Raw genomic sequence first — 26,559 nt, 5'->3', positions numbered from 1 at the left:
TGGGAATGATTGGTATCGAACATTACCTGACGGTGGCCGCCGCGCTATTCGTCATCGGCATCTTCGGGCTGTTCCTGAACCGCAAGAACATCATCATCCTGTTGATGAGCATCGAGTTGATGCTGCTGGCGGTGAACATCAACCTGGTGGCCTTCTCCTCCTTCCTCGGTGATCTCGCCGGACAGGTCTTTACCCTGTTCGTGCTGACGGTCGCCGCCGCCGAGGCCGCCATCGGCCTCGCCATCCTCGTCTGCTTCTTCCGCAACCGCGGCACGATCGCGGTCGAAGACGTCAACGTGATGAAAGGCTGAGCCCGATGCTACAGACCATCCTCTTCGCACCGATCATCGGCGCCCTCATCGCGGGTTTCGGCTGGCGGATCATCACGATCCGCGGCGCCCAATGGGTGACGACGGGCCTTTTGTTCCTGTCCTGCCTGCTCAGCTGGATCGTCTTTCTGACCCACGGTTCGGAAACCCAGCACATCGAGATCCTGCGCTGGATCGAAAGCGGCACGCTCTCCACCTCCTGGGGCATCCGGCTGGACCGGCTGACCTCAATCATGCTGATCGTCGTCACCACCGTCTCCGCGCTCGTGCACCTCTACAGCTTCGGCTACATGGCGCATGACGACAACTTCAAGGAGGGCGAGGAGAGCTACAAGGCGCGCTTCTTCGCCTATCTGTCGTTCTTCACCTTCGCCATGCTGATGTTGGTGACCGCCGACAACCTGGTCCAGATGTTCTTTGGCTGGGAAGGCGTCGGCGTCGCCTCCTACCTGCTGATCGGTTTCTACTACCGCAAGCCCTCGGCCAACGCCGCCGCCATCAAGGCCTTCGTGGTCAACCGTGTCGGCGACTTCGGCTTTGCGCTCGGTATCTTCGGCCTGTTCTACCTGACCGACAGCATCATGCTGGACGATATCTTTGCCATGGCGCCCACGCTGGCAGAGACGCAGATGACCTTCCTCTGGCGCGACTGGAACGCGGCCGAGGTACTGGCGCTGCTGCTCTTCATCGGGGCCATGGGCAAATCGGCCCAGTTGATCCTGCACACCTGGCTGCCGGACGCGATGGAAGGCCCGACGCCCGTGTCGGCCCTGATTCACGCCGCAACCATGGTGACGGCGGGCGTCTTCCTCGTCTGCCGCATGTCGCCGCTGATGGAGTTTGCCCCGAACGCGACGGCCTTCATCACCTTCCTTGGCGCGACCACGGCCTTCTTCGCCGCCACCGTCGGCCTGGTGCAGAACGACATCAAGCGCGTGATCGCCTATTCGACCTGTTCGCAGCTGGGCTACATGTTCGTCGCGGCGGGCGTCGGCGTCTACTCCGTCGCGATGTTCCACCTTTTCACCCACGCCTTCTTCAAGGCGATGCTCTTCCTCGGCGCGGGTTCCGTGATCCACGGCATGCACCACGAGCAGGACATGCGGAACTACGGCGGTCTGCGCAAAAAGCTGCCCTACACCTTCTGGGCGATGATGATCGGCACCCTGGCCATCACCGGTGTCGGCATTCCGCTGACGGGCTGGATCGGTTTCGCAGGCTTCGCGTCCAAGGACGCGGTGATCGAAAGCGCCTTTGCGGGCACGGCGGGCGGCTATGCCTTCTGGATGCTGGTGATCGCGGCGCTCTTCACCTCCTTCTACTCCTGGCGGCTCATCTTCCTCACCTTCTATGGCGAGCCGCGCGGCGACAAACACACCCACGACCATGCGCACGAAAGCCCGAAGGTCATGCTGATCCCCCTCGGCGTTCTTGCCCTTGGTGCTGTCTTTGCGGGGGCCATCTGGTACGGCAGCTTCTTCGGCAAGACCAACGAGGTCGTGAAATTCTTCGGCGGCAAATACGGTGAACCTACCCAGGAACTGGTCGAAGCGGTTGCCGAACGCAGCCCCAAGGCATCCGAACTGCACTACGTCATGGAAAGCGGACCGGGGGAGGCCGCGATCTTCATCGCGCCCGAGAACACGATCCTGCACGAAGCGCACTATGTGCCGACCTGGGTGAAACTCAGCCCCTTCGTCGCCATGGTGATCGGCCTGCTGACAGCGCTCTGGTTCTACATCTGGAACCCGGCGATGCCCGCGCGTGTGGCCGAAACCAACCGTCCGCTGTACCTGTTCCTGCTGAACAAGTGGTACTTTGACGAGATCTACAACGTGATCATCGTCAAGCCCGCCTTCTGGATCGGCAAGAACCTCTGGAAGAAGGGCGACGAAGCCACGATCGACGGCGGCATCAATGGCCTCGCAATGGGGATCATCCCCTTCTTCACCCGCCTCGCAGGCAAGGCGCAGTCGGGCTACATCTTCACCTACGCATTTGCCATGGTGATCGGCATCGCGGTCCTCGTGACCTGGGTGACGATGACCGGAGGGGCGGAATAATGAGCAACCTTCTCTCGATCGTCACCTTCCTCCCGGCCATCGCCGCGCTGATCCTCGCGGTCTTCCTGCGCGGCGAGGACGCGGCGGGCCAGCGCAACGCCAAATGGGTCGCGCTGATTGCCACGGTGATCACCTTCCTCGTCTCGCTCTTCATCCTCTTCGGCTTCGACCCGTCGAACACCGGCTTCCAGTTCGTCGAGGAACGCGATTGGCTGATGGGCCTGAAGTACAAGATGGGCGTCGACGGGATTTCGGTCCTCTTCGTCTTGCTGACCACCTTCATGATGCCGCTGACCATCGCCGCCTCCTGGGGTGTGGAGACGCGGGTGAAGGAATACATGATCGCCTTCCTGCTGCTGGAAACGCTGATGCTGGGCGTCTTCATGGCGCTGGACCTCGTGCTCTTCTACCTCTTCTTCGAGGCCGGGCTGATCCCGATGTTCCTGATCATCGGCATCTGGGGCGGGGCGAACCGGATCTACGCCTCGTTCAAGTTCTTCCTCTACACCTTCCTCGGCTCGGTCCTGATGCTGGTGGCCATGGTCGCCATGTATGCCGACGCGGGCACTACCGACATCCCGACGTTGATGGCGCATGAGTTCGGCTCCTCGACCCTCTCCGTCCTGGGCATCCAGATCGTCGGCGGGATGCAGACGCTGCTCTTCCTGGCCTTCTTCGCCTCCTTCGCGGTGAAGATGCCGATGTGGCCGGTGCACACCTGGCTGCCGGATGCGCACGTGCAGGCGCCGACCGCGGGCTCGGTCGTGCTGGCGGCGATCCTGTTGAAGATGGGCGGCTATGGCTTCCTGCGCTTCTCCCTGCCGATGTTCCCCGTGGGGTCCGACATCCTGACACCGCTGGTGCTGTGGATGTCCGCCATCGCCATCGTCTACACCTCGCTCGTCGCGCTGGTGCAGGAAGACATGAAGAAGCTGATCGCCTATTCGTCCGTCGCGCACATGGGATATGTCACCATGGGCATCTTCGCGGCCAACCAGCAGGGGATCGACGGCGCGATCTTCCAGATGCTGTCGCACGGCTTCATCTCCGGCGCGCTCTTCCTCTGCGTCGGGGTGATCTATGACCGGATGCACACGCGCGAGATCGACGCCTACGGCGGCCTTGTCAACAAGATGCCCGCCTATGCGCTGATCTTCATGCTCTTCACCATGGCCAATGTCGGCCTGCCGGGGACCAGCGGGTTCATCGGGGAATTCCTGACCCTCATGGGCATCTTCCAGGTCAACACCTGGGTCGCGGCCGTGGCCACCTCCGGCGTGATCCTCTCGGCGGGCTATGCGCTTTATCTCTACCGCCGGGTCGTCATGGGCGACCTGATCAAGGAGAGCCTGAAGTCGATCACCGACATGACCGCGCGCGAAAAGTGGATATTTGCCCCGCTCGTCGCCATGACCCTGCTGCTTGGCGTCTACCCGAGCCTCGTGACCGATGTGATCGGCCCGTCGGTGACGGCGCTGATCGAAAACCATGAAACCGCGCTTGCCAATGCCGACCGGCTGGGCGACGCGATGCACGCCGACGCCGGCTCGCACTAAGGGGACCTCAGATGACTTCCGATCTGAACACCATCCTACCGGAAATCCTCCTGTCGCTCTTTGCGATGCTGGCCCTGGTCGGCGCGGTCTATACCAGCAAGGACAAGCTGGCACCGATGCTGACCTGGCTGACCGCCGGGGTCATGGGGCTGCTTGCCCTCTGGATCGCCCTGACGGGGGAGGGGACGACCCCCGCCTTCGGTGGCATGTTTGTCGACGACGCCTTCGCCCGCTTTGCCAAGGTCACCCTGCTGCTCTCGGCCGCTTTGGTGCTGATCATGGGGCAGGACTACATGGAGCGGCGCGGTATCCTGCGCTTCGAATACCCGGTGCTCGTCGCTCTTTCAGTGGTCGGCATGATGGTCATGGTCTCCGCCGGAGATCTGATGGCCCTCTACATGGGGTTGGAGCTGCAATCGCTCGCCCTCTACGTCGTCGCCTCCATGCGTCGGGATAGCGTGCGCTCCACCGAGGCGGGGCTGAAATACTTCGTCCTCGGCGCACTGTCCTCCGGCCTGCTGCTCTACGGCGCGTCGCTGGTCTACGGTTACGCAGGCACCACGCTCTTCACCGGCATCATTGCTGCGGCGGGTGAGGGGCAGGCAGCGCTTGGCCTGCTCTTCGGCGTGGTCTTCATGCTGGCGGGTCTCGCCTTCAAGGTCTCCGCCGTGCCCTTCCACATGTGGACCCCGGACGTTTACGAGGGCGCGCCGACCCCGATCACCGCCTTCTTCGCCACCGCGCCGAAAGTCGCAGCCATGGGCCTCTTCGCCCGGGTGATGTACGACGCCTTCGGCGGCATCATCGGCGACTGGCAGCAGATCGTGGCGCTCCTGTCGATCCTGTCGATGTTCCTGGGCGCGATTGCCGCCATCGGCCAGACCAACATCAAGCGCCTGATGGCCTATTCCTCCATCGCCCACATGGGCTATGCGCTGATCGGCCTCGCCGCGGGGACGGAGCAGGGGGTCAGCGCCATGCTCACCTACCTCGCCATCTACGTGACGATGAACATCGGCACCTTTGCCTTCATCCTCTCGATGCAGCGGGATGGCGAACCGGTGGTGGACATCGCCTCGCTCAACCTCTTCGCCAAGACCGATCCGGCGCGGGCGCTGGCCATGCTGGTGCTGCTCTTCTCCCTCGCGGGCGTGCCGCCAATGCTGGGCTTCTTTGCGAAGCTGGGCGTCTGGCAGGCGGGTATCGCGGCTGACCTGGTCTGGCTCGTCGTCCTCTCCGCCGTCGCCTCGGCCATCGGGGCCTTCTACTACCTGCGCATCGTCTTCTACATGTATTTCGGTGAAGAAGGCGCACAGGTCGAACCGGCGAAATCCCCGTTGCTCTGGGGCCTGCTGATGGGATCCGCCGCAGTGATGGTCCTGGGTGTCGTCAACCTTTTCGGTGTCGACGGAATGGCACAGGCCGCAGCGGCCTCGCTGGTGAACTGATAAGATGAGCGGCCTGCCGTCGTGGCCCGAAGGTCATGACAAGCTCATCCTCGACAGCACCGACAGCACCCTGAGCGAGGCGCAGCGCCGCTTCGCCCAGGGCGTGACCCGCCCCCTCTGGATCCTTGCCCTGACCCAGACCGCCGCGCGCGGCCGCCGGGGGCGTCCCTGGTCCATGCCGCCGGGCAACTTTGCCACCACGCTGATCCTGCCGACCCGCGACCGTCCCGATCAGCTGGCCCTGCGCAGCTTCATCGCCTCCCTTGCGCTCTTCGATGCCTGCGCCCTGGCGACCGGCCGGACCGAGGGGCTGACCCTGAAATGGCCCAATGACGTGCTGCTGAACGGGGGCAAGCTGGCGGGTATCCTGCTGGAAAGCCTGACCTCGGGCGGACAGATCGCTGCCGCCTCCATCGGGATCGGCGTGAACCTCGCCACCGCCCCCGACGCGGGGGAAGTTGAAGCCCGCGCCCTACGTCCCGTCGCCCTGATGGAGGCCGGTGCCAGCCCCGCGCCGGAAGACTTCCTCGCGCTCCTCGCCCCCGCCTTTGCGCGCTATGAACAGCAGTTCACCACCTACGGCTTCGCGCCGATCCGGACCGAGTGGCTGAACCGTGCGGCGCATCTGGGTGATGTTATCACCGCGCGCACCGGCACAGACGAAACCACCGGCACGTTCGAAACGATCGACGAGGCCGGGCGCCTCATCCTGACCACTGCCCAGGGCCGCCAGGCGATCGCGGCGGCCGATATCTTTTTCTGACAGGAGGGTTCCATGCTCCTCGCCATCGACTGCGGCAATACCAATACCGTCTTCTCCGTCCTCGACGGGGACAAGGCGCTTTGCACGCTGCGCACCTCGACCGAACATCAGCGCACCGCGGATCAGTACTACGTCTGGCTCTCCACACTGCTGGAGCATCACAAGCTGCCGCTGGACATTGACGCGGTGATCATCTCCTCCACCGTGCCGCGTGTGGTCTTTAACCTGCGGGTCCTGTCGGACCGGTATTTCAACTGCCGCCCGCTGGTCGTGGGTAAGCCCGAGTGCCTGCTGCCGACCCAGCCCCGGGTGGACGAGGGAACGGTTGTCGGCCCCGACCGCCTGGTCAATTCGGCGGGGGCCTTCGACAGATACGGCGGGGACCTGATCGTGGTCGATTTCGGCACCGCGACCACCTTTGACGTCGTGGCGGGGGACGGCGCCTATGTCGGCGGTGTCATCGCGCCAGGCGTGAACCTCTCGCTTCAGGCGCTGCATGAGATGGCCGCCGCGCTGCCCCATGTGGATGTGACCAAACCGCAGAAGGTCATCGGCACCAACACCGTCGCCTGCATGCAATCGGGCATCTTCTGGGGCTATGTCGGCCTGGTGCGGGGCATCACCCAGAACATTCAGGCAGAATATGACCGGCCGATGAAGGTTATTTCCACCGGGGGCCTTGCACCGCTCTTCGGTCAGGGGGATACCCTCTACGATCACTTTGACGAATTCATCACGATCCACGGGCTGCGGATCATCTATGACTACAATCGCGAACAGGGCAACGTATGAGCAATGAACGGCTGATCTATCTCCCCCTCGGCGGTGCCGGGGAAATCGGTATGAACGCCTATGTCTATGGCTACGGCAAACCGGGGGAAGAGCGGCTGGTGCTTGTCGATATCGGTGTGGCCTTTCCCGATATGGACACCACGCCCGGCGTCGATCTCATCTTTGCCGACATCACCTGGCTGGAGGAACGCAAGGACCGGCTGGAGGCCGTCTTCATCACCCATGCCCACGAGGACCACGTCGGCGCGATCGGCCACCTGTACGAGCGTCTGGGCGCGCCCAAGATCTACGCTCGCGCCTTCACCGCCAATATCGCTCGCGGCAAACTGGCGGAATACGGGGTGGGGGACAACGCGGTCACGGTCGCCAACGCCTGGCCCGACATGATCCAGAGCGGCCCGTTCAAGATCGGCTTCCTGCCGATTTCGCATTCCATCCCCGAAAGCTCCGCGCTGGTGATCGACAGCCCCGAGGGCCGGGTGATCCACACCGGCGACTTCAAACTGGACGAAACCCCGCTGGTCGGCGAAGCCTTTGACGAGAACCTCTGGAAGGAGGCCTCCGCCCCCGGTGTCCGCGCCCTGGTCTGCGATTCCACCAATGTCTTTTCCAAACATCCCGGTCGGTCCGAAGCCGTTGTCGGCCCCGAAATCACCAGGCTGGTGAGCGAGTCGACCGGCATGTTCGTCGCCACGACCTTTGCCTCCAACGTCGCCCGCGTCAAAACCCTGGCGGATGCGGGCGCAGCCGCCGGACGCTCCATCGTTCTGCTTGGCCGGGCTATGCGCCGGATGATCGAAGCCTCGATCAAGACCGGCGTCCTGTCCGATTTCCCGACCGTCGTCCCTCCGGAAGATGCAAAGAGCATTCCGCGCGAAAACCTCATGCTGATCGTAACCGGCTCACAGGGCGAACGGCGTGCGGCCTCGGCACAGCTGGCGCGGGGCAAGCATATGGGGCTGACGATGAAGGAGGGGGATACCTTCCTCTTCTCCTCCAAGACGATCCCGGGCAACGAAAAGGGCGTGATCCACGTCATCAACGCCTTTTCCGAGATGGGCGTCGACGTGGTGGACGACAACGATGGCCTCTACCATGTCTCCGGCCATGCCAACCGCCCGGATCTGGAACGGATGCAGGACCTCGTGAACCCGCAGATCGTGATCCCGATGCATGGCGAACACCGCCACCTGCGCGAACATACCAAGCTGGCGCAGCAGAAACGGCGGCAGGGGGTGCTGGCGGTAAATGGCACGATGGTCTCCCTGTCCGGCAATGCACCGGAAGTGGTGGACTATGTCGAAACCGGCCGCACCTACCTGGATGGCTCGGTGCAGATCGGCGCGCTGGACGGCATCGTCCGTGACCGCATTCGCATGGCCCTGAACGGCCATGTCACCGTCACCGTCGTTCTGGACGAGGCGGATGAACCCCTCGGCGATCCCTGGTGCGACCTGATGGGCCTGCCGGAAACCGGCCGCTCCCGCGCGTCACTGCAGGAGGTGCTGGAGGAAGACCTGTCGCAATTCCTCAACCGCGCGGGGCAGGGGACCCTATCGGACGATGACAAGATCGAAGAGGCGCTGCGCCGCGTCGTGCGCAACTCCGCCAATGAGGAGATCGGCAAGAAGCCCGAGGTGACGGTGGTGGTCAGCCGCCTGACCTGAGCCTAGCCGTCGGTCGCAGCCTCGGTCAGACGAGCAAGTCCTGACTTCGCCTGGCCGGGGCTCAGAAACTCGACCCCGGCCTCGTGGCCCCGCGACCAGCGCCAAGCGATGCGCAACTGTAGCGCCCCGGCGATGCGCAATTCCCGCAGACCGCCCATGTCATAGGCCGTTGTTGGGAGGGGCAGGGCGATCCGTGCGCCCCCCATTGACAGATCCAGCACCCGCACCGTTGTTGAGGCCGTGGGAAAGAAGGCCGTGCCGGTCAGATCGACCGCATGGCGCGGATGTTGCCGCAGATCGCGGCGCGTCCTTGAAATTGCCAAAATCACACTCCTCTGCCAGCCACGGGTGGACCCGGTGCTAGCAGGGGAGGTTGAAGAATTGGTTGACGCCCCTAAGCGTCAGCTCGCGCGCCGCTCGTCAAAGCTCAGCGCGATGAAGCTGGGCATGTGATCGCCCATGCCGACGACCTTGTTGTCGTCGTCACGCCCACGCCGCCGACCGCCACGCTCCCGACGCCCTTCGGGCTTCGGTTGGCTCTCGGTCGTGGCCTCGACTGCCGGGGTCTCTTCCACGGCGGCCTCTGGGGTCTCCGTCACCGGCTCCTCGGTCTTGGTACGGCTCCGGCCGCGTCCGCCACGTGACCGGCGCGGTTTGTCTTCCGCCGCGCTGTCCTCGGTCTCCGCCTTGGGGCTGGGCGCATTCGGTGCCTCAAGCCGCGGAATTTCCTTTTCCACCAGCCGTTCGATATCGGCCAGGTTCCTCTCGTCCCGCGGCACGCAGATCATCATTGCCTTGCCCTGACGTCCGGCGCGGCCGGTCCGGCCGATCCGGTGCACATAGTCCTCGGCATGGCTCGGCACGTCGAAGTTGAACACATGGCTCACGTTCGGAATATCGAGGCCCCTAGCCGCCACATCGGAGGCCACGAGGAACCGCAGCGTGCCATCACGGAACCCGTCCAGCGTTTTCATCCGCTGCGACTGTTCCAGGTCACCATGGATCGGCGCGGCGTCATAGCCATATTTCTTCAGCGACTTCGCGGTGATATCCACATCCGTCTTGCGGTTGCAGAAGATAATCGCATTGCGGCAGGCCTCGCCTTCGCTCTCGATCAGGTCGCGCAGCAGGCGCCGCTTTTCCGAGCCCTCGCGATCCTTGCGCGAGGCCTTGTACATCACCACACCCTGCTCGATCGTCTCGGAGGTCGTCGCCTGGCGCGCCACCTCGACCCGTGCGGGGTTGGAAAGGAAGGTATTGGTAATCCGCTCGATTTCCGGCGCCATCGTGGCGGAGAAGAAGAGCGTCTGACGCGTGAAGGGCGTCAGCGAGAAAATGCGTTCGATATCAGGGATGAAGCCCATGTCCAGCATGCGGTCGGCTTCGTCCACCACCATGATCTGCACGCCGGTCAGCAGAAGCTTACCACGTTCGAAATGGTCAAGCAGACGACCCGGCGTCGCGATCAGAACGTCGACCCCACGGTCAATCAGTGCATCCTGCTCCTTGAAGGACACACCGCCGATCAGCAGCGCCTTCGTCAGCTTGAGGTGTTTGGTGTAAGTATCGAAATTCTCGGCAACTTGCGCCGCCAATTCCCGCGTCGGAGCCAGCACAAGGCTGCGCGGCATCCGCGCCCGCGCCCGCCCCTTGGACAGAAGCGTGATCATCGGCAAGGTAAAGCTCGCGGTCTTGCCAGTGCCGGTCTGGGCGATCCCCAGAACATCGCGCCCTTCGAGGGCCGGGGGGATGGCGCCCGCCTGAATGGGCGTGGGCGATTCGTAGCCCGCTTCGGTGACGGCCTTAAGGACCTTGGGAGCCAGGTTCAGATCAGTAAATTTTGTCATGAGTATCCGTTATTTGCGGACACGTCTTGGCCCGCGCAGCGAGAGGGCCGGTTGCCCGGATGGCTCTGATGAGTGAGTCAGATTGGCCCAATTGCGGCGGGAATAGCGAAAAAATCCCGTTTCGTCAAACATGTAAGCGCTAACTCTTTGTTTCCAAGCCAGCGAAATGCTTTTCTCTTAACGCTTCCAGTGGCATGCGGGCGCGCCGCAGCAACCCTGCGGCGAGCAGACGCTCCAAATGGCCGGGGGTCGCTGCGCAGACCTCGTCGAAGAAAAGCCGCAGCCCGGCTTCACCGCCCTCTGCCTCGATCACCGCAAACAGCTCATGCAGGGTCATTCCGCCCCGGTCCCGCGGGCGGTTCGGTTTCAGTTCCGCCCGGTAGGCGCCGCTTTCATGGCGATAGCGGTAGTGGGCATACCAGTCGGCCCAGGTCCGGGCGTGCAGATGCGCCAGGGCGATTGTATCCACCTCCTGCTGCCCCGGATTTTCCACCCCGTCCGCATAGAAGTTATGGATGCGGAACGCGGGGTCTGCCTGGCCCGTCCGGACAAAGATCTTGCCCGCGACATGGCTCAGAAACCCGCCGTTGAGATAGGGGCCATAGGTCGGCCAGACCTCGGTCGCAACGCACCGCCGCGCGGCAGGGTCGACCACCAGCACCTTGAAATTCCACGCATCCCCCTCTGGATCAACCGGCGCCAAGGCCTCCATCGGGCGGACACGGGCGACCATGCAATCCGGGGGCAGCGCGTCCAGCGCTTCGGAAACGGGTGCGTCGGACATCAGGAACTCGTCCACGTCCAGATGGCACAGCCAGTCGACATCGGCCCGGCGCGCATAAGTGCGGGTGGCGTTGAACGTCTGGCGCGGCTGGTGCTTTGTCGGCCGCCGCACACCGCTCGCCTCCCAATAGGCGCTGTCGGTGATCCGGGGGCGAATACGGGGATGCGCCTTGAGGATGTCGAAGGTGGCCGCATCCGGCGCGTCGAGATGCAGGAAGAGCCGATGCACCCCCATCTCCAGATGCCAGGCCGCGAATTCCAGAACCGCTCGCTGCGGCGCCTTGATCGTGCTGACGATGCCCCAGGTGGTCATTCACCGGCCCCCGCTCAGACCGCATGGAGGCACATCAAGAGCCTGCCGCAAGCCCCTGCTATCGCACCGCGCCCCAGTGTTATCCACAGGGGCGCCATCGGCCGGGGTTACCAAGGGACATCGCGCGCTCATAAGGGCAGAGTGACCGCAGCCGCCAGCCCTGACAAGGGCCCGCTCAGACCATCATTTCCTTTGTCGCGGTCAGGGTGATGTCGGGATAATCCCGCGCCACCCGGTCGATATCCCATTGCAGACGGGTCAGATAGACAACGTCGCCATCGTGATCCGTCGCGATATGCTGCTTGTTGGCATTCACAAACTTATCAACAGCTTGCTGGGTCCCCTTCACCCATCTTGCCGAGGTGAACTGGGAAGTGTCGAAGCGCACGGGCAGCCCGTACTCCAGTTCGATCCGCGATCCCAGGACCTCGAACTGCAGCGCGCCGACGACGCCGACGATGAAGCCGGAGCCGAAGGAGGGCTTGAAGACCTTGGCCGCGCCTTCCTCGGCAAACTGCATCAACGCCTTCTCCAGATGCTTCGCCTTCATCGGGTCGCCCGCGCGCACCGATTGCAGCAGTTCCGGCGCGAAGGAGGGGATGCCAGTGGCGCGCAGCGCCTCGCCCTCGGTCAGCGTGTCGCCGATGCGCAGCTGTCCGTGGTTGGGAATGCCGATGATATCGCCTGCCCAGGCCTCCTCCGCCAGTTCCCGGTCGGAGGCCAGGAAGAGCACCGGCGCCGAAATGGTCATAGGTTTCTTCGACCGTACATGGGTCAGCTTCATCCCGCGTTGGAAGTGCCCCGAGGCCAGCCGGATGAAGGCCACGCGGTCGCGGTGTTTGGGGTCCATATTGGCCTGCACCTTGAAGACAAAGCCCGTCACCTTCGGCTCGTCCGGCGCGATCTGCCGTGGTTCGGCGCTTTGCACCTGTGGTTCCGGCCCGTAGGTGGCGATGCCGTCCATCAGCTCCTTCACGCCGAAGGAATTGATGGCGCTGCCGAACCAGATCGGCGTCATATGCCCCTCCAGCACGGCCTGGGGATCAAGCGTCGGCAACAGCTCCTTCGCCATCTCGACCTCCTCGCGCAGCTGGTCCAGCAGGTGCGCGGGGACGTGTTTTTCCAGTAGGGGATCATCAAGCCCATTGATTTCAATGGTTTCGGCCACGCGGTTTCGGTCGGCCCGGTCCATCAGCTCCAGCCGGTCGCGCAGGATGTCATAGCAGCCGACGAAATCCGACCCGCTGCCGATCGGCCAGGACGCGGGGGTTACGTCGATGGCCAGGTTTTCCTGGATTTCGTCGATAATATCGAAGGTATCCCGACTATCCCGGTCCATTTTGTTGCAAAAGGTCAGGATCGGCAGATCGCGCAAACGGCACACCTCAAACAGTTTCCGCGTCTGACTCTCCACCCCCTTGGCCCCGTCGATGACCATCACCGCCGCATCCACGGCCGTCAGCGTCCGGTAGGTGTCCTCGGAAAAGTCCGAGTGGCCGGGCGTATCGACAAGATTGAAGCGGAAGCTCTTGAAATCGAACGACATCGCCGAGGCGGAGACGGAAATACCCCGGTCCTTCTCCATCTGCATGAAATCCGACCGCGTCCGCCGCGCTTCGCCCTTGGCGCGGACCTGGCCTGCCATCTGGATCGCCCCGCCGAACAGCAGGAACTTCTCCGTCAGCGTTGTCTTGCCCGCATCCGGGTGAGAGATGATGGCAAAGGTCCGACGCCGCGCGATTTCGGGCGGCAGGGTGGGGCGGTTTGTGGGCGTATCCAGCATGGCGCGGGATATAACAGGCCGCCCGGAAACGGCAAGCGGGCGAATGCCTAGTTGCCGATGGTCAGGATGCGCGTGCTCTCGCCGCTTGGACAGCAGCGAGGGTCGTTGTCCAGCAATTCAAAGATTACGAGGTGCAGATTGCCATCCACCTGTTCGACGCGCTTCAGCGACCGGTCGAGGCCGATGTCGGCGCTGGCCCCATAGCCCGTGTCCTCGCCGTCGAAGAGGTAGGTTCGCACATAGACCGCATTGCCGCCCTTGAAGGGATAGGCCGCCTGAACCAGCCATTCCATCGTCCCGTCCCCCTCCAGATCGACGGGCCAGCCGGACACGCCATCGAAGAGCTCTCCGTTCGCCCCGGCCTCCGCGCGCAATTGGTCAACGATAGGGGCGGGCGGATCTGTCCGGGTCAGCGGCTCTGCTATCAGGGGCAGGGGCAGGGGCAGAAGACAGGCAATCAGGAAAACAGGGCGCATGGAAACCTCCGGTCAGCAGGCGGAGGATGAAACGCGGTGCGGACCGCGTCAACCGGCGCGGCGGCCCCCGGTCCGGCGCGAGGCCTCGCGCAGCACGTCGGCCGCGTCCGGCTGATCCAGCAGCGCCTTCTGGACCTCGAACTGCAGATGCGCCCGATCCTCGTGCCCCGGCAGCTTGCGCGCCAGAACCTCGTCCAGCTCGGGCGGGAGGGCGGCGCGGGTGCGGGTGTCGACCAGCAGCGTCTCAGCGGCGATGCCCTCGGCATAGATGATCTCATGCCCGTCGAAGAGCAGCTGGTAATATTCGACAAACCCGCCGTCCTGCTGGATCACCGTGTCGCCGTTCACCAGATGACGCGCCTTGACCAGCAACTCGCGACGCCCGGCGCCGATGGCATCCTCGCGTTGATAAATGAACAGGCGATGATCGGGCGAGACCACCAGATCCGCCTCGTTGTTCAGCGCCCCGGCGCGGATCACGATCGGGGCAAAGTCGCCGACCGCGCGCACGGTCGAATGCCCGATCCAGCGGATTTCCTGCACGCCGTTGTCGCGGGTCAGCACCCGGTCGCCTATGGCGAGCTTTTCGATCCTGCGTTGCGCACCGGAGGCCAGCGTGATCCGCGTGCCACGGGTGAAGGAGACGCAGGCGACCTCGGCGAACTTGCGGGCCGCGCCGTCGATATCAATCCCGACGAGGGTGTAATCCGTGCGCGGGGACAGCGGGGCCAGCGGCAGGGCATAGACCGCCGCTGCATCGCCGAACATGTCGACCTCCACCAACAGCAGAACCTCGGTCGTGGTGCCATCGGGGGACATGACGGTCACGCAACTGTCCAGATGCAGCGAGGCGCCGGGCGTCCCGGCCTCCGTATCCTCGCCCACGGTGATCGCGCCACTTTCCGACGAGGCGATGCCGAGCCGCACCTGCCGCGCCGCTTCGGCGAACCAGTAGCTGTCATCCAGCATCAGCTCATCGGCGAAGGTCAGATCGTCCCCTTCGTTTGCGCCATGCACACAGGTCAGATCCCGGGCCCGAAAGACCGGAATGGACGCCGTGGGTTTGGCGATGGCCGAAATCATGTCTCTTTAAACCTTTCCTCTGCCGATCCGCTCCGGCATGAGTGGAGGAGTAGGCATTGATTGTGGCGGCAACCGGGCGGGTCCCGGGTCATTTGCCGTCATTGTTGCGCAAGCGGCGGGCAATCGGGATAACATGCCAAGGCGAACAGATGGAAACGGGCCGCAGGGTCCGGAAGGGAGATTACATGGACCTCGGGATTTCAGGCAAGCGCGCATTGGTTTGCGCCTCTTCCAAGGGGCTGGGACGGGGCTGTGCCATGGCACTGGCAGACGCGGGGGTGAACCTTGTTCTCAACGCCCGCGGGGCGGAGGCGCTGGAGGCCACCGCGCAGGAGATCCGCGACACCTATGGTGTGGAGGTGACAGCCGTCGCCGCCGACATCACCAGCGAAGCGGGCCGCGCCGAAGTACTGGAAGCCGCAGGCGCGCTCGACATCCTCGTCACCAACGCCGGTGGCCCGCCCCCGGGCTTCTGGACCGACTGGGACCGCGAGGATTTCATCAAGGCGCTGGACGCCAACATGCTGACCCCGATCGCGCTGATGAAGGCGCAGCTTCCCGGCATGATGGATCGCGGCTGGGGCAGGGTGGTCAATATCACCTCCGCCTCCGTCCGCTCGCCCATCCCGATCCTGGGCCTGTCGAACTCCGCCCGCGCCGGTCTGACCGGCTATGTCGCGGGCACCGCACGGCAGGTGGCGAAACATGGCGTGACCATCAACAACCTGCTGCCGGGCAGCCATGACACCGACCGCATCCGCTCCATGACCGAGGCGACGGCAAAGCGCGAAAGCATAAGTTTCGAAGAGGCCGCCAAGGCCCGCGACGCCGCCAACCCCACGGGCCGCATCGGCACGGCGGAGGAGTTCGGCGCGACCTGTGCCTTCATGTGTTCGGTTCATGCAGGCTTCATGGTGGGGCAGAACGTCCTGCTGGACGGTGGCGCGTTCAATTCGACCGTCTGACCGTCATGGCGGGGGGCTTTTCGCTCAAGGACGATCTGTTCAACGCGGAAACGGTCGGCGACCTCGCCGCCCGATTCCGCGCCAATGACCCCACCTTCGATCCCGGCTTTGAGGCGCGGGTGCTCTCCCGCTTTCCCGAACTGGAGCTGAAACAGCGCATCGACTGGATCGCGGACTGCCTGACCCAGGCGCTGCCCGACCATTTTCCTGCCGCCGCCGATGTGATCGAGGCCGCCCTGCCGCCGCCCCTCGACCCCACGCGGCGCGACGACGATTTCGGACGGTTCATCTATGCCCCCCTGGGCGAGGTGGCCGTGAAACGCGGGCTGGAGGATCACCGCGACCGGGCACTCGATTTGCTGGAGCAAGTCACGCAGCGGTTTTCCATGGAATATGCCATCCGCCCCTTCCTCAACCGTTGGCCGGAGGAGGTCATGGCGCGGCTGACGAATTGGGCCGACCATCCCCACTACCATGTCCGCCGGCTGGTGAGCGAAGGCACGCGACCCAGGCTGCCCTGGGGCATGGGCATCACTCTCACGCCGGGGGCGGCCATGCCCCTGCTGGATCGCCTCCACGCCGATCCGACCCGGTTTGTCACCCGCTCGGTCGCCAATCACCTCAACGACATTTCCAAGGTCGACGCACGGCCTGTGCTGGGCGCGCTCAACCGCTGGAAAAAGGCCGCAGCGCAGGACCCGGACGAACTGGCCTGGATGACCCGCCACGCCCTGCGCGACCTTGTGAAGAAAGGCCACCCCGGCGCCATGTCACTGCTGGGCTACCGGATGGAGGCGGTGATCACGGCCGATCTGACCCTGCCGGACACCGCCCGCATCGGGGAGGCGCTGGAGTTCTCCGTCACCCTGACCTGTCCTGAAGATCAGCCCGTTCTCGTCGACTACGCCATCGGTTTCCTCCGGCCCACGGGCGTCCGGCGCAAGGTCCACAAGCTGACGGTGACGAAGCTAGAGGGGGGCAGGCCCCTGACCCTGCAAAAACGCCACAAACTGCCCGCCTCGGCCACGACCTACAGCCTTCACCCCGGCCCGCATGAGGTCGAACTGGTGGTCAACGGACGCATCCGGGCCGCAGGCATCGTAACCCTGACGGCGTAGGTCGGCTTCACCGACCTGACCACTTGCCGCCAGGGGGGGCGCCTGATACCCACGCGGGAACCTTTGCAAATCGGTCAGGCATCTGGTGACATCCCCGCCCCGTCTTGAAATCCGCAATCTGACGCGCAGCTTTGACGGCCGCGTGGTGGTGGATGACGTCTCGCTGTCCATCCAGCCGGGGCAGGTGACCTGTCTGCTCGGCCCCTCCGGTTGCGGCAAGTCGACGACCCTGCGGATGATCGCCGGGGTGGAAATGCAGGACAGCGGCGAAATCCACGTGGACGGAGAGCTGATCTGCGACACCGTGGTCCGCGTCCCCGCCGAGCGCCGCCGCATCGGCCTGATGTTCCAGGATTTCGCCCTCTTTCCGCATCTGACCGTGGCCGACAATGTTGCCTTTGGTCTCTCCGGCTCTGCCGCCGTCAAACGCGCCCGGGTGGAGGAGATGCTGGACCGCGTCGACCTGCGCCGATTCATCGACGCCTGGCCACATGAGCTGTCGGGCGGCGAACAGCAGCGCGTCGCCCTGGCTCGCGCCCTGGCCCCGAATCCCCGCATCATGTTGATGGACGAGCCCTTTTCCGGCCTCGACAACCGGCTGCGTGATGACATCCGGGATACCACCCTGACGATCCTGAAGGAGGCCGGCACCGCCGTCCTCCTCGTCACGCACGAGCCGGACGAGGCCATGCGCATGGCCGATGACATTGCCTTGATGCGCAATGGTAAAATCGTCCAGCAGGGGGCGCCCTACAATATCTACAACGCGCCGATCGACAAGGCTGCGGTCGCGTTCTTCAGCGACATCAACGTGATCCGCGGCAAGGTGCAGGGCGCGCTGACCCATACCCCCTTTGGCGAATTCCTCGCCCCCGGTGTGCCGGACGGGCAGGAGGTGGAGATCGTGATCCGCCCCCAGCACCTCAAAATCGACTTCGACCGCGACGGGCAGGGGCCCTTGCCGACCGCCCAGGATGGCACCCCGGCGCGCGGCGTGGTCACTCGTGCGCGTTTCATGGGCAATGAAAGCCTGGTCGAATTCCGCATGGACGGCGACGGATCGACCGTGAAGGCCACGGTGCCCAATGTCTTCCTGCCGCGCCCGGGCAAGCCGCTCTGGCTCACCATCCGGCGGGATCGCTGTTTCGTCTTCCCGGTCACAGGCTGACCCGAGCCCCTCTCGCGCGTCATCCCGGGATCAAGTCCAAGGATGACGCAACACCAGGTCCGGCCCCCCAGACGAAATGCCGCGCAGCCAGACGGCGATTTATCTCACAATCCAAGGATTGCACCTTCCCCTCGCGCGGCTGAACCATTAGATACATCTGGACTTTCGACCCGGGCGGTTCACTCCTCACACCCCGCCCGGTGCACCAGGGGAGAGAAGACATGCTCAACAATATCGGCCTTCCCGGCCTCCTGCTGATCGCCGTGGTCGTGCTGGTCCTCTTCGGGCGCGGCAAGATCTCCTCGCTCATGGGCGAGGTCGGCAAGGGCATCACCGCCTTCAAGAAGGGCGTGAGCGACAGCACCAAGGAACTGGATGACGCGCAATCCGAAACGGCTCGCGACGTGACTCCGGAAGAAAAAGACAAGGTCTGATCCACCATGTTCGGCATGGGCTGGACCGAGCTTCTGGTCATCGGCATCGTCGCCCTCATCGTGGTCGGTCCCAAGGACCTTCCGGTCCTGTTCCGGTCGATGGGCCAATTCGTGGGCAAGGCCCGCGGCATGGCACGGGAATTTTCCCGCGCCATGGAGGATGCTGCCGACCAGTCCGGCGTGAAAGAGGCCACGGATACGCTCCGTGGTCTGTCCAATCCTGCCAAATATGGGCTCGACAAGGTCAAGGACGCGACGGATTTCACCAAGTGGGATCCCGATAGCGAGACCGGCAAGCTGGCCAAGGATCGCGCCGAGAACGCCGAAAAGATCAGAAACGCCGCCGCCGAAAAGGCCCAGAAGCGCCTTGATGCCGAAGCCGCCGAGGCGGAAAAGGCGGCCCAGGCCGAAAAGGCGGACAAGTCCGACGCCCTGGGCAAGGCCGTCGCAAAGGCCAAGGGCGACCCCGCGTCCGAGACACCCGGTACCGCTGCGGCCAAGCCCGCGGCCAAACCCAAGACCGCCGCGAAACCGGCCGCCAAGGCAAAACCGGCCACCAAGCCCGCGGCGAAGAAGACGGCAAAGACAGCAGCCAAATCGGCCGCCGCCGCCCCGGATGAGGGCCAGGACAAGGCATGACCACCGCAGACGACGAGATCGAAGACAGCTCCGCCCCGTTGATCGAACACCTGGCGGAACTCCGCACCCGGCTGATTCATTCGGCGGTGGCCTTCATCATCGGCATGGTGATCTGCTTCACCGTCTGGAACCCGATCTTCAACTTCCTGACGCAGCCGCTCTGCGATGCCATGGCGGCCCGTGGCCAGACCGGCGATTGCGGGTTGATCCTCATCAAGCTGCAGGAAGGATTCTTCGTCGCCATCTCGATCTCGCTTCTGGGCGGGCTCTGCCTGTCCTTCCCCTATATCGCCCTGCAGATGTGGCGTTTCGTGGCGCCCGGCCTCTACAAGAGCGAAAAGGGCGCCTTTCTGCCCTTCCTGATCTCCTCGCCGGTGATGTTCTTCCTCGGCGCCTCCTTCGCTTTCTACGTCGTCACTCCGCTGGCCTTCGACTTCTTCCTCGGCTTCCAGCAGCCCGGATCGGTGCTGGGCGACGAGGCGACGGACAACGGCATCGCCGGTATCGCCTTCCAGGGCTCCGCGCAGGAATACCTCTCGCTCACCATCAAGTTCATCGTCGCCTTCGGCCTCTGTTTCCAGCTGCCGGTGCTGCTGACGCTGATGGGCAAGGCGGGGCTCGTCTCTTCCGAGGGGCTGGGCAATGTGCGCAAATATGCGGTAGTCGCCATTCTGGTGCTCGCCGCCCTCGTCACCCCGCCCGACGTCATCACCCAGGTGATCCTCTTCGTCGTGGTCTATGGCCTTTATGAAATCTCCATCTGGCTCGTGCGCCGTGTCGAGAAAAAGCGCGATGAACGCCTGCGCGCCGAGGGCTACTTCGACGACGAGGATGAAGTGATGGAGTCCGAGGCCGCCGCGGATACCGCCATGGCCGAAGACCCGGCAGACAGCGCACCAGACGACGGTACCGGCCGCAAGAATGACTGAGACCGACCTGACCCGCATCGCCGACGCGCTGGAGCGTATGGCCCCCGCGCCGCTGGACAGCCCGGATTTCGACGGCGCGGATGCCTTCGTCTGGCAGGTCGCCCCGGAGCGGCTGGACCCGGTGACGCGCGTCTCGCGCGTGGCGCTGGACCTGCTGGTCGGGATCAACCGGTCGCGCGACACGCTGCTGGCCAATACTTTGCAATTCGCCCGCGGTCTGCCTGCCAACAATGCCCTGCTCTGGGGCGCGCGTGGGATGGGCAAATCCAGCCTGGTCAAGGCCGTCCATGCCGAGGTGCTGGCCAAAGGCCTGCCGCTCAAGATCGTTGAACTTCAGCGCGAGGACCTGCCGACGGTCGACCGGCTGATGCAGATCCTCGGGGCCTCGGAACATCGTTTCCTGCTTTTCTGCGACGACCTGTCGTTCAGCCATGACGACCAGCACTACAAATCGCTCAAGGCGGTGCTGGATGGCGGGATCGCCGGGCGGCCTGAAAACGTCCTCTTCTACGCCACCTCGAACCGCCGCCACCTGATGCCGCGAGACATGATCGAGAACGAGCGGTCGTCGGCCATCAACCCGGCGGAAGCGGTGGAGGAAAAGGTCTCCCTCTCCGACCGCTTCGGCCTCTGGCTCGGCTTCCATCCCTGTGATCAGGATGATTTCCTGGCCATGATCGACGGCTACTGCGCCGCCCACGGGCTCAAGATTGATCCCGACACGCTGCGGGCCGAGGCGATTGAATGGCAGGCCACCCGCGGCGCGCGCTCAGGCCGTGTCGCCTGGCAGTTCTTCACCGATCTGGCCGGCCGTCACGGGGTCAAGATCGGCTGATCTTCACCTTTCCGAAAATACTCCGGGGGAGGCCGCAGGCCGGGGGCGGAGCCCCCTGAACCCTATCGCAGCCCTGAAGCCTATCGCAGGTAGTCCATGGGGTCGGTCGCCTCCAGCCCCTTTCGCACCTCGAAATGCACATAGGGCGAGGAGCCACCGCGCACCTCGGCCAGCTTCTGCCCGCGCGACACGCTCGCGCCCTCCTTGACGACGATATTGTCGACGTTCGAATAGATGGTCAGCAGCTTGCCCTCGTGGCGCAGCACGATGACCCGGACGTTATCCGCATCGGAGGTGATCGCCGCCACGGTGCCGTTGGTCGCCGCCCGCACCGCGGTGCCGCGATCCGCGGCGATGTCGATGCCGTCGCTCTTGCCCTTCTGGAAATCCCGGATGATCCGGCCCTTCACCGGATAATCCATGGCCGTCTTGGGCCCGTCGCTCTGCGTCTGGCCCAGATCGGGCGCGGCGGAGGGTTCGGGCTTGGCGGCGGCGCTCTGCGTCTGCGCGGGCGTGTTCACCGGCTGGGTCTGTTCTGCGGGCAGGGGGGCGCTGGCGCTTGGTGGCACGGGCGTGGGCGATCCAGCCCCCGGGGGCTGGGTCTGCACCGGGGCCACCGCGGCGGTCTCGGCCGCGACGGGGATCAACAGGAATTGCCCTTCGCGGATCGTGTAGTCCTGATCCAGACCGTTCCAGTCGGCCAGCGACCGGACCGAGACATTGTAGAGCCGCGAGATCGTATAGGCGGTCTCGCCCCGCGCCACCTTGTGGCGCACTGGTTCCGCGCCCGTCATGCGGGTCTCCGCGGGCGGCAGGGTTTCCACCGCAACCCGCTGGTCGCCCGCCCGGTCGATCGCCGCCCCGGCCATCGAGCCGATATCGACCTGTCCCGGCGGCAGGATCGGACCTGTGCCGGTCGCGCCGGTCGCGGGCGAAGGTTCGGCCACGCGGGAGGGCAGGGCGAGCACCTCGCCATTGCGCAGGCGATCGTCCACCCGCAACCCGTTGTAGTCGGCCAGTTGCTGCGCATCGACCCCGACCCGGCGGGCCACATCGGCAACGCTGTCATCGCGCCGGGATACGGCCACCTGATAGTTGGGGTAGGAAATCACACCGCGATCGTCCGGCCTCGGCCGGTCCACCGTGGCCTGGCGCGCGGCGTCCGTCGTCGAAAACCCGCCAAGTCCGCCGCGCACATCCATGTCGAAGCCGTTCTGACAGGCTGTCAGCGCCAAGACCGCCGTCCCCGCCAGCAACATGCGCCACACCTGGCCCCTTTGGGCCGACATCCCAGTGTTGTCCTGCATCTGCTCTATCCCTCACACGTCCCCGTTGTCCGGGGCTCTGCTACCCATGCGGCGCCTGTCGCGCCCTCAGTCGTCTCGCGCCATACCCTCGACCAGAGGGACGAACCGCACTGACCGAAGCTCTTCATACTCATACCCGGTCTCTGTCCGCGTCACGCGGATCAGGCTCTGCACCGTATCGGACTGGCCAACAGGCAATACCATGATACCGCCAATCTTCAACTGAGCCAAGAGAGGCCCCGGAGGGTCCTCTGCCGCCGCCGTCACGATGATCCGGTCAAAGGGCGCCTGATCGGGAAGCCCGTGACTGCCATCCGCCGCAAAGGTCGTGATATTGCCCAGACCCATGCGGTCGAAAATCGCCTCGGCGTCCTTCACCAGCTTGGGGTGGCGGTCGATCGTGTAGACCCGCCGCGCCATCTGCGCCAGAACCGCCGCCTGATAGCCCGACCCGGTCCCGACCTCCAGCACCCGGTGGCGCGGATCGACATTCAGCGCCTGGGTCATCAGCCCGACGATCGAGGGCTGGGAAATCGTCTGCCCGCAGGCAATGGGCAGGGGCATGTCCTCATAGGCGCGTTCAGCAAAGAGGCCGCGCAGGAACTCCCCCCGGTCGACCTTCTCCATCGCGGCGAGCGTACGTTTGTCGGTCACCCCGCGCGTGCGCAGGGTGAACAGGAACTGCATCTTGCGTTCTGCGATGCTGTCGTCGGTCATTCGATGGCCTTCAGAGGCTCCAATGCGTCATGCGCGGTCAGGTCCGCCCGCATCGGCGTGACAGAGATGTAGTTTTCCAGGTTCACCGCCGCATCCGTCCCCTCCGCCGAGCGCTGCCGCTGGTCGGTGCCGCGGATCCAAAGGAACTTGCGCCCCGAGGGCGACAGGTGCGGTTCCAGCCCGAAGCTGGTGTAGGGGCGGATGCCCTGCGGCGCGACCCGCACCCCCGCCACATCCGCGGCGGGGCAGGGCGGAAAGTTGATGTTGTAGAAGAGTTTGTAGTCCTGGCTGTCCTTCGGCTCCGCCGCCAGGATCTTGCGGATCACCTCCGCCCCATGGGCGGCCGCACCTTCAAACGGGTTCTCGATGTTGAAGTTGTCCGGGCCGAGGTACTGCGACAGCGCAAAGGCCTTGTAGCCCTGCAGCGCCCCCTCCATCGCCCCGCCGAGCGTGCCGGAATAAAGCGCGTTCTCGGCGGAGTTGTTGCCCCGGTTCACCCCCGACAGGATCAGATCGACCTTGTGACCGTTCAGCACCTCGTGCAGCCCCGCCATCACGCAATCGGCGGGCGATCCTTCCGCCGCATAGCGCCGGTCACTCATCTTCGAGAGCATGAAGGGGTGCGTGTAGGAAATCTTGTGCCCGACGCCGGATTGTTCAAACGCGGGGGCGACGATCCAGACCTCGCCATCGGGGCCGGCCAGGTCGGTTGCGATATCCTCCAGCACGGCAAGGCCCGGCGCGTTGATACCGTCGTCATTGGTGATGAGAATTCGCATGGCGCGCCCCGCTGCTCTGTTTTGCTCTCCATACAATCCGGGGCAGGGGCGGGCAAGGCGGGAGGTGGGGGAGCGGTGTGCCGGAGGATCGCGGCCTCCAGAATTCAGGCAGCAGTTGCGATGCTGAAGCTGTAACCGTTTCTGAAGGTTTAATGCAGGATCGACGTTGATGCGCGGCTCTGGCAGGCTGCGCGGCTGGCGCTCAAGCCACCCAACCCCCATCTCTTCCCGGAAACCACCGGACGACCCGATGCGCCTAGCCCTCTACCTGAACCTCTCCCTGCTGATCCTCTTTCCGGTTTCCTGGTTTGCCCCGCTGGTCCGCGCCGGATTGCTGCCCCTTTTCGGCCTGTCGGAAATCTCCGTCCTCTCGGGCATCGCCTCGCTCTGGGAAACCGATCTCGTCCTCGCCCTGCTGGTCGCACTCTTCGCCCTCGTCGCGCCGATGGGCAAGACGATCGCGCTGGCGATGATCCAGACCGGGCGCGGACCGCGCGCCGCACTGGCCCCGCTGACATGGCTGGGACGGCTGGCCATGGCGGATGTCTTCCTGATCGCGCTCTACATCACCCTGGCCAAGGGGATGGGCGTGGGGCGGGTCGAAACGGCCTGGGGCCTTTATCTTTTCACCGGCTGCGTGCTGGCCTCGCTTGGACTGTCGCTCTGGACCAAACATGTCGGCGCGAAGACGCCGGATTGACCACTGTGCCCCGCTAAGGCACAACATCTGCCATGGCCAAACCCCAGATATCCTACACCTGCCAATCCTGTGGCGCGCAATTTCCCAAGTGGTCCGGGCAATGCGACGCTTGCGGCGAATGGAATTCACTGGTCGAGGAGGCGCCGCTCTCTGCCGGGCCGGGCAAGGCGCTCAAGGGGCCGCGGGGCCGGTCGCTGATCCTCACCGACCTCTCCGCCAAGGAGGCCCCGCCACCGCGCAGCCCCTCCGGGATGGAAGAACTGGACCGCGTGCTGGGCGGGGGGCTGGTGCCGGCCTCGGCGATCCTGGTTGGCGGCGATCCGGGCATCGGCAAATCGACCCTGTTGCTGCAGGCAGCCGCGCGGTTTGCCTCCAGCGGCTTGAAGACCTTCTACATCTCGGGCGAGGAAGCCTCCGCCCAGGTGCGCCTGCGCGCCGCCCGCCTTGGGCTGACGGATGCGCCGGTGCAACTGGCCACCGAAACCTCCCTGCGCGACATCATGACGACGCTGGACAAGGAGCGGCCCGACCTCGTCATCATCGATTCCGTCCAGACCATGTGGTCCGACAATGTCGACAGCGCCCCCGGATCGGTCAGCCAGGTCCGCGCCACGGCGCAGGAGCTGACGACCTTTGCCAAGCGGCGGGGATCGGCGGTGATCCTTGTCGGCCATGTCACCAAGGAAGGCCAGATCGCCGGCCCTCGCGTGGTCGAGCATATGGTCGACACGGTTCTCTATTTCGAGGGCGAGCGCGGTCATCAGTTCCGCATCCTGCGCTCCGTCAAGAACCGCTTCGGCCCGGCGGATGAGATCGGCGTCTTCGAGATGACCGGCGGCGGTCTGGCCGAGGTCACCAACCCCTCCGCCCTGTTCCTCAGCGAACGTGGCACGCCCGCCCCCGGATCCGTGGTCTTTGCCGGGATCGAGGGCACGCGCCCCGTGCTGGTCGAATTTCAGGCCCTTGTCGCCCCCACACCGCACAGCCAGCCGCGCCGCACGGTCGTGGGCTGGGATGGCGGCCGACTCGCCATGATCCTGGCGGTGTTGGAAGCGCGCTGCGGCATCCCCTTTGCCGGGCTGGACGTCTACCTCAACGTCGCGGGCGGGCTGAAAGTGGGCGAACCGGCGGCCGATCTTGCCGTGGCCTGCGCCCTGCTGTCCGCGCGGGAGGATGCGGCGCTCCCCGCGGAGTGTGTGGTTTTTGGCGAGATTTCTCTCTCTGGCGCGCTCAGACCGGTCGGTCAGACCGAAAACAGGTTGAAAGAAGCGGCGAAACTTGGTTTCTCCTCCGCCATAGCCCCGGCCGGGGGCAAGATCTCGGGCTTCGGGGGGATGACACTCCGCGAAATGCCGGATCTGACGGCGGTCGTGGGGGACGTGTTCGGCGCAGGTTAGGCGCAGCAAAAAGGACGAAAAGATGGAAGGTTTCACAGTCATCGACGCCGTGGTTGCGGTGGTGATCGTCCTGTCGGCACTGCTGGCCTATTCGCGCGGCATCGTGCGCGAAGCGCTGGCGATCGGCGGATGGATCGCCGCGGGTATCCTGGCCTTCATCTTCGCGCCGCAGGTGGCGCCGCTGGTCAAGGAAGTGCCCTTCATCGGTCCCTTCATCTCCGACAACTGCGAACTGTCGATGATCACGGGCTTTGCCGCCGTCTTTGCCGTGGTCCTGCTGATCGCCTCGCTCTTCACGCCGCTTTTCTCCTCTGTGGTGCAGAAGTCGGCGCTTGGCGGCGTTGATCAGGCGCTCGGGTTCCTCTTCGGCGTGGCGCGCGGCCTGCTGCTCGTCGCGATTGCCTTCTTCGTCTACAACACGATCTTCTCGGCCCAGCATACGGAGATGGTCGACAACTCCCGCTCCGCCCAGGTCTTCGGTCAGCTGACCGGCAAGATCGAGAACGAGAACCCAGAGCAGGCGCTTGGCTGGGTAACGCAGCAGTATGAACAGCTGATCGGCACCTGCGCTCAGTAACCCCGCCTACCCCCGGCGATCCGTCCCGTGGTCGCGCAAGGACCGGGCAGGGCGATCACGATCCCTCTCTTTGGGACAGGGCATTGTGATC

At 64.6% G+C, this 26,559-nt stretch carries 26 protein-coding genes; 17 read left to right on the top strand and 9 right to left on the bottom strand.

Annotated elements, in window-relative coordinates; translation table 11 throughout:
- The first annotated feature begins 5 nt into the window (after nt 1-5).
- The 7 genes from nuoK to ACFC2Y_RS02620 are packed head-to-tail and all read left to right on the top strand — an operon-like array spanning nt 6 to nt 8,618.
- Complete coding sequence (gene nuoK / locus ACFC2Y_RS02650; protein WP_093447570.1) at nt 6-311, top strand: NADH-quinone oxidoreductase subunit NuoK; 306 nt, start codon at nt 6-8, stop codon at nt 309-311.
- 5 nt (nt 312-316) lie between these two features.
- Complete coding sequence (gene nuoL, locus ACFC2Y_RS02645; RefSeq protein WP_375173504.1) at nt 317-2,392, top strand: NADH-quinone oxidoreductase subunit L; 2,076 nt, start codon at nt 317-319, stop codon at nt 2,390-2,392.
- A complete protein-coding gene (locus tag ACFC2Y_RS02640; RefSeq protein WP_375173503.1) occupies nt 2,392-3,948 on the top strand; it encodes an NADH-quinone oxidoreductase subunit M in 1,557 nt (518 codons plus the stop codon). The genes nuoL and ACFC2Y_RS02640 overlap by 1 nt, the downstream gene beginning before the upstream one ends.
- Before the next feature lie 11 nt (nt 3,949-3,959).
- On the top strand, nt 3,960-5,396 hold the full coding sequence (gene nuoN, locus ACFC2Y_RS02635) for an NADH-quinone oxidoreductase subunit NuoN (RefSeq protein ID WP_375173502.1): 1,437 nt from the start codon (nt 3,960-3,962) through the stop codon (nt 5,394-5,396).
- Nucleotides 5,397-5,400: 4 nt separating this feature from the next.
- A complete protein-coding gene (locus ACFC2Y_RS02630; RefSeq protein ID WP_375173501.1) occupies nt 5,401-6,159 on the top strand; it encodes a biotin--[acetyl-CoA-carboxylase] ligase in 759 nt (252 codons plus the stop codon).
- Between the two features lie 12 nt (nt 6,160-6,171).
- Nucleotides 6,172-6,951 (top strand): type III pantothenate kinase, encoded by a 780-nt coding sequence (locus ACFC2Y_RS02625; protein WP_375173500.1) that lies wholly within the window; start codon nt 6,172-6,174, stop codon nt 6,949-6,951.
- Entirely contained in the window at nt 6,948-8,618 is a 1,671-nt protein-coding gene (locus ACFC2Y_RS02620) for a ribonuclease J (RefSeq protein ID WP_375173499.1), read from the top strand. Before ACFC2Y_RS02625 ends, ACFC2Y_RS02620 begins: the two co-directional genes overlap by 4 nt.
- 2 nt (nt 8,619-8,620) lie before the next feature.
- Here ACFC2Y_RS02620 and ACFC2Y_RS02615 read toward each other — a convergent pair whose 3' ends face one another.
- The 6 genes from ACFC2Y_RS02615 to ACFC2Y_RS02590 form a co-directional block, all read right to left on the bottom strand.
- On the bottom strand, nt 8,621-8,941 hold the full coding sequence (locus tag ACFC2Y_RS02615) for a PilZ domain-containing protein (protein ID WP_375173498.1): 321 nt from the start codon (nt 8,939-8,941) through the stop codon (nt 8,621-8,623).
- A 78-nt stretch (nt 8,942-9,019) separates the two neighbouring features.
- Nucleotides 9,020-10,465: a DEAD/DEAH box helicase gene (locus ACFC2Y_RS02610; protein WP_375173497.1), complete on the bottom strand. Its 1,446-nt coding sequence runs from the start codon at nt 10,463-10,465 to the stop codon at nt 9,020-9,022.
- A gap of 139 nt (nt 10,466-10,604) precedes the next feature.
- A complete protein-coding gene (locus ACFC2Y_RS02605; protein ID WP_375173496.1) occupies nt 10,605-11,561 on the bottom strand; it encodes a glycosyltransferase family 2 protein in 957 nt (318 codons plus the stop codon).
- Nucleotides 11,562-11,736: 175 nt separating this feature from the next.
- Entirely contained in the window at nt 11,737-13,344 is a 1,608-nt protein-coding gene (locus tag ACFC2Y_RS02600) for a peptide chain release factor 3 (RefSeq protein WP_375173495.1), read from the bottom strand.
- 47 nt (nt 13,345-13,391) lie between these two features.
- Nucleotides 13,392-13,820: a hypothetical protein gene (locus ACFC2Y_RS02595; RefSeq protein ID WP_375173494.1), complete on the bottom strand. Its 429-nt coding sequence runs from the start codon at nt 13,818-13,820 to the stop codon at nt 13,392-13,394.
- A gap of 48 nt (nt 13,821-13,868) precedes the next feature.
- A complete protein-coding gene (locus ACFC2Y_RS02590; protein ID WP_375173493.1) occupies nt 13,869-14,903 on the bottom strand; it encodes a Hint domain-containing protein in 1,035 nt (344 codons plus the stop codon).
- A gap of 185 nt (nt 14,904-15,088) precedes the next feature.
- On the opposite strand from ACFC2Y_RS02590, the gene ACFC2Y_RS02585 reads away from it, so the two are divergent.
- The 7 genes from ACFC2Y_RS02585 (at nt 15,089) to ACFC2Y_RS02555 (ending at nt 20,991) form a co-directional block, all read left to right on the top strand.
- The gene (locus ACFC2Y_RS02585) at nt 15,089-15,868 is read left to right on the top strand and encodes an SDR family oxidoreductase (RefSeq protein ID WP_375173492.1); all 780 of its coding nucleotides are present in this window, start codon (nt 15,089-15,091) and stop codon (nt 15,866-15,868) included.
- A 5-nt stretch (nt 15,869-15,873) separates the two neighbouring features.
- Nucleotides 15,874-16,986, top strand: coding sequence for a hypothetical protein (locus ACFC2Y_RS02580; RefSeq protein ID WP_375173491.1), 1,113 nt, complete (start codon nt 15,874-15,876; stop codon nt 16,984-16,986).
- An 85-nt stretch (nt 16,987-17,071) separates the two neighbouring features.
- Nucleotides 17,072-18,154: an ABC transporter ATP-binding protein gene (locus tag ACFC2Y_RS02575; protein ID WP_375173490.1), complete on the top strand. Its 1,083-nt coding sequence runs from the start codon at nt 17,072-17,074 to the stop codon at nt 18,152-18,154.
- A gap of 221 nt (nt 18,155-18,375) precedes the next feature.
- A complete protein-coding gene (locus ACFC2Y_RS02570) occupies nt 18,376-18,588 on the top strand; it encodes a twin-arginine translocase TatA/TatE family subunit (RefSeq protein WP_375173489.1) in 213 nt (70 codons plus the stop codon).
- Nucleotides 18,589-18,594: 6 nt separating this feature from the next.
- Nucleotides 18,595-19,227, top strand: a complete 633-nt coding sequence (gene tatB / locus ACFC2Y_RS02565) for a Sec-independent protein translocase protein TatB (protein ID WP_375186394.1) — start codon at nt 18,595-18,597, stop codon at nt 19,225-19,227.
- Nucleotides 19,224-20,156: a twin-arginine translocase subunit TatC gene (gene tatC, locus ACFC2Y_RS02560; RefSeq protein WP_375173487.1), complete on the top strand. Its 933-nt coding sequence runs from the start codon at nt 19,224-19,226 to the stop codon at nt 20,154-20,156. The genes tatB and tatC overlap by 4 nt, the downstream gene beginning before the upstream one ends.
- The gene (locus ACFC2Y_RS02555) at nt 20,149-20,991 is read left to right on the top strand and encodes an ATP-binding protein (protein WP_375173486.1); all 843 of its coding nucleotides are present in this window, start codon (nt 20,149-20,151) and stop codon (nt 20,989-20,991) included. Before tatC ends, ACFC2Y_RS02555 begins: the two co-directional genes overlap by 8 nt.
- 80 nt (nt 20,992-21,071) lie before the next feature.
- Here ACFC2Y_RS02555 and ACFC2Y_RS02550 read toward each other — a convergent pair whose 3' ends face one another.
- The 3 genes from ACFC2Y_RS02550 to surE form a co-directional block, all read right to left on the bottom strand.
- Nucleotides 21,072-22,298: a peptidoglycan DD-metalloendopeptidase family protein gene (locus tag ACFC2Y_RS02550; RefSeq protein ID WP_375173485.1), complete on the bottom strand. Its 1,227-nt coding sequence runs from the start codon at nt 22,296-22,298 to the stop codon at nt 21,072-21,074.
- Between the two features lie 66 nt (nt 22,299-22,364).
- Nucleotides 22,365-23,015, bottom strand: coding sequence for a protein-L-isoaspartate(D-aspartate) O-methyltransferase (locus ACFC2Y_RS02545; protein WP_375173484.1), 651 nt, complete (start codon nt 23,013-23,015; stop codon nt 22,365-22,367).
- Nucleotides 23,012-23,794 carry a 5'/3'-nucleotidase SurE gene (surE, locus tag ACFC2Y_RS02540; RefSeq protein WP_375173483.1) on the bottom strand — a complete coding sequence of 261 codons (783 nt, stop codon included), beginning with the start codon at nt 23,792-23,794 and terminating at the stop codon, nt 23,012-23,014. The genes ACFC2Y_RS02545 and surE overlap by 4 nt, the downstream gene beginning before the upstream one ends.
- Nucleotides 23,795-24,044: 250 nt before the next feature.
- Here surE and ACFC2Y_RS02535 point away from each other — a divergent pair, with 250 nt between their 5' ends.
- Genes ACFC2Y_RS02535 through ACFC2Y_RS02525 form a run of 3 tightly spaced genes read left to right on the top strand, consistent with a single transcriptional unit; the run spans nt 24,045 to nt 26,468 of the window.
- A complete protein-coding gene (locus tag ACFC2Y_RS02535) occupies nt 24,045-24,494 on the top strand; it encodes a paraquat-inducible protein A (RefSeq protein WP_375173482.1) in 450 nt (149 codons plus the stop codon).
- Between the two features lie 32 nt (nt 24,495-24,526).
- Complete coding sequence (radA, locus tag ACFC2Y_RS02530; protein WP_375173481.1) at nt 24,527-25,891, top strand: DNA repair protein RadA; 1,365 nt, start codon at nt 24,527-24,529, stop codon at nt 25,889-25,891.
- 22 nt (nt 25,892-25,913) lie between these two features.
- Nucleotides 25,914-26,468 carry a CvpA family protein gene (locus tag ACFC2Y_RS02525; protein WP_375173480.1) on the top strand — a complete coding sequence of 185 codons (555 nt, stop codon included), beginning with the start codon at nt 25,914-25,916 and terminating at the stop codon, nt 26,466-26,468.
- The last annotated feature ends 91 nt before the right edge of the window (nt 26,469-26,559 follow it).

The organism is Pseudooceanicola sp. (assembly GCF_041987405.1).
Classification (GTDB): Bacteria; Pseudomonadota; Alphaproteobacteria; order Rhodobacterales; family Rhodobacteraceae; genus Pseudooceanicola.
This window is presented reverse-complemented; position numbering and strand designations above follow the sequence as displayed.

Bases quoted from the DNA above. Each gene is read 5' to 3' on its own strand.
- nuoK (WP_093447570.1), top strand. From the start codon at position 6: ATGATTGGTATCGAACATTACCTGACGGTGGCCGCCGCGCTATTCGTC.
- nuoL (WP_375173504.1), top strand. From the start codon at position 317: ATGCTACAGACCATCCTCTTCGCACCGATCATCGGCGCCCTCATCGCG.
- ACFC2Y_RS02640 (WP_375173503.1), top strand. From the start codon at position 2,392: ATGAGCAACCTTCTCTCGATCGTCACCTTCCTCCCGGCCATCGCCGCG.
- nuoN (WP_375173502.1), top strand. From the start codon at position 3,960: ATGACTTCCGATCTGAACACCATCCTACCGGAAATCCTCCTGTCGCTC.
- ACFC2Y_RS02630 (WP_375173501.1), top strand. From the start codon at position 5,401: ATGAGCGGCCTGCCGTCGTGGCCCGAAGGTCATGACAAGCTCATCCTC.
- ACFC2Y_RS02625 (WP_375173500.1), top strand. From the start codon at position 6,172: ATGCTCCTCGCCATCGACTGCGGCAATACCAATACCGTCTTCTCCGTC.
- ACFC2Y_RS02620 (WP_375173499.1), top strand. From the start codon at position 6,948: ATGAGCAATGAACGGCTGATCTATCTCCCCCTCGGCGGTGCCGGGGAA.
- ACFC2Y_RS02610 (WP_375173497.1), bottom strand. From the start codon at position 10,465: ATGACAAAATTTACTGATCTGAACCTGGCTCCCAAGGTCCTTAAGGCC.
- ACFC2Y_RS02605 (WP_375173496.1), bottom strand. From the start codon at position 11,561: ATGACCACCTGGGGCATCGTCAGCACGATCAAGGCGCCGCAGCGAGCG.
- ACFC2Y_RS02600 (WP_375173495.1), bottom strand. From the start codon at position 13,344: ATGCTGGATACGCCCACAAACCGCCCCACCCTGCCGCCCGAAATCGCG.
- ACFC2Y_RS02595 (WP_375173494.1), bottom strand. From the start codon at position 13,820: ATGCGCCCTGTTTTCCTGATTGCCTGTCTTCTGCCCCTGCCCCTGCCC.
- ACFC2Y_RS02590 (WP_375173493.1), bottom strand. From the start codon at position 14,903: ATGATTTCGGCCATCGCCAAACCCACGGCGTCCATTCCGGTCTTTCGG.
- ACFC2Y_RS02585 (WP_375173492.1), top strand. From the start codon at position 15,089: ATGGACCTCGGGATTTCAGGCAAGCGCGCATTGGTTTGCGCCTCTTCC.
- ACFC2Y_RS02580 (WP_375173491.1), top strand. From the start codon at position 15,874: ATGGCGGGGGGCTTTTCGCTCAAGGACGATCTGTTCAACGCGGAAACG.
- ACFC2Y_RS02570 (WP_375173489.1), top strand. From the start codon at position 18,376: ATGCTCAACAATATCGGCCTTCCCGGCCTCCTGCTGATCGCCGTGGTC.
- tatB (WP_375186394.1), top strand. From the start codon at position 18,595: ATGTTCGGCATGGGCTGGACCGAGCTTCTGGTCATCGGCATCGTCGCC.
- tatC (WP_375173487.1), top strand. From the start codon at position 19,224: ATGACCACCGCAGACGACGAGATCGAAGACAGCTCCGCCCCGTTGATC.
- ACFC2Y_RS02555 (WP_375173486.1), top strand. From the start codon at position 20,149: ATGACTGAGACCGACCTGACCCGCATCGCCGACGCGCTGGAGCGTATG.
- ACFC2Y_RS02550 (WP_375173485.1), bottom strand. From the start codon at position 22,298: ATGCAGGACAACACTGGGATGTCGGCCCAAAGGGGCCAGGTGTGGCGC.
- ACFC2Y_RS02545 (WP_375173484.1), bottom strand. From the start codon at position 23,015: ATGACCGACGACAGCATCGCAGAACGCAAGATGCAGTTCCTGTTCACC.
- surE (WP_375173483.1), bottom strand. From the start codon at position 23,794: ATGCGAATTCTCATCACCAATGACGACGGTATCAACGCGCCGGGCCTT.
- ACFC2Y_RS02535 (WP_375173482.1), top strand. From the start codon at position 24,045: ATGCGCCTAGCCCTCTACCTGAACCTCTCCCTGCTGATCCTCTTTCCG.
- radA (WP_375173481.1), top strand. From the start codon at position 24,527: ATGGCCAAACCCCAGATATCCTACACCTGCCAATCCTGTGGCGCGCAA.
- ACFC2Y_RS02525 (WP_375173480.1), top strand. From the start codon at position 25,914: ATGGAAGGTTTCACAGTCATCGACGCCGTGGTTGCGGTGGTGATCGTC.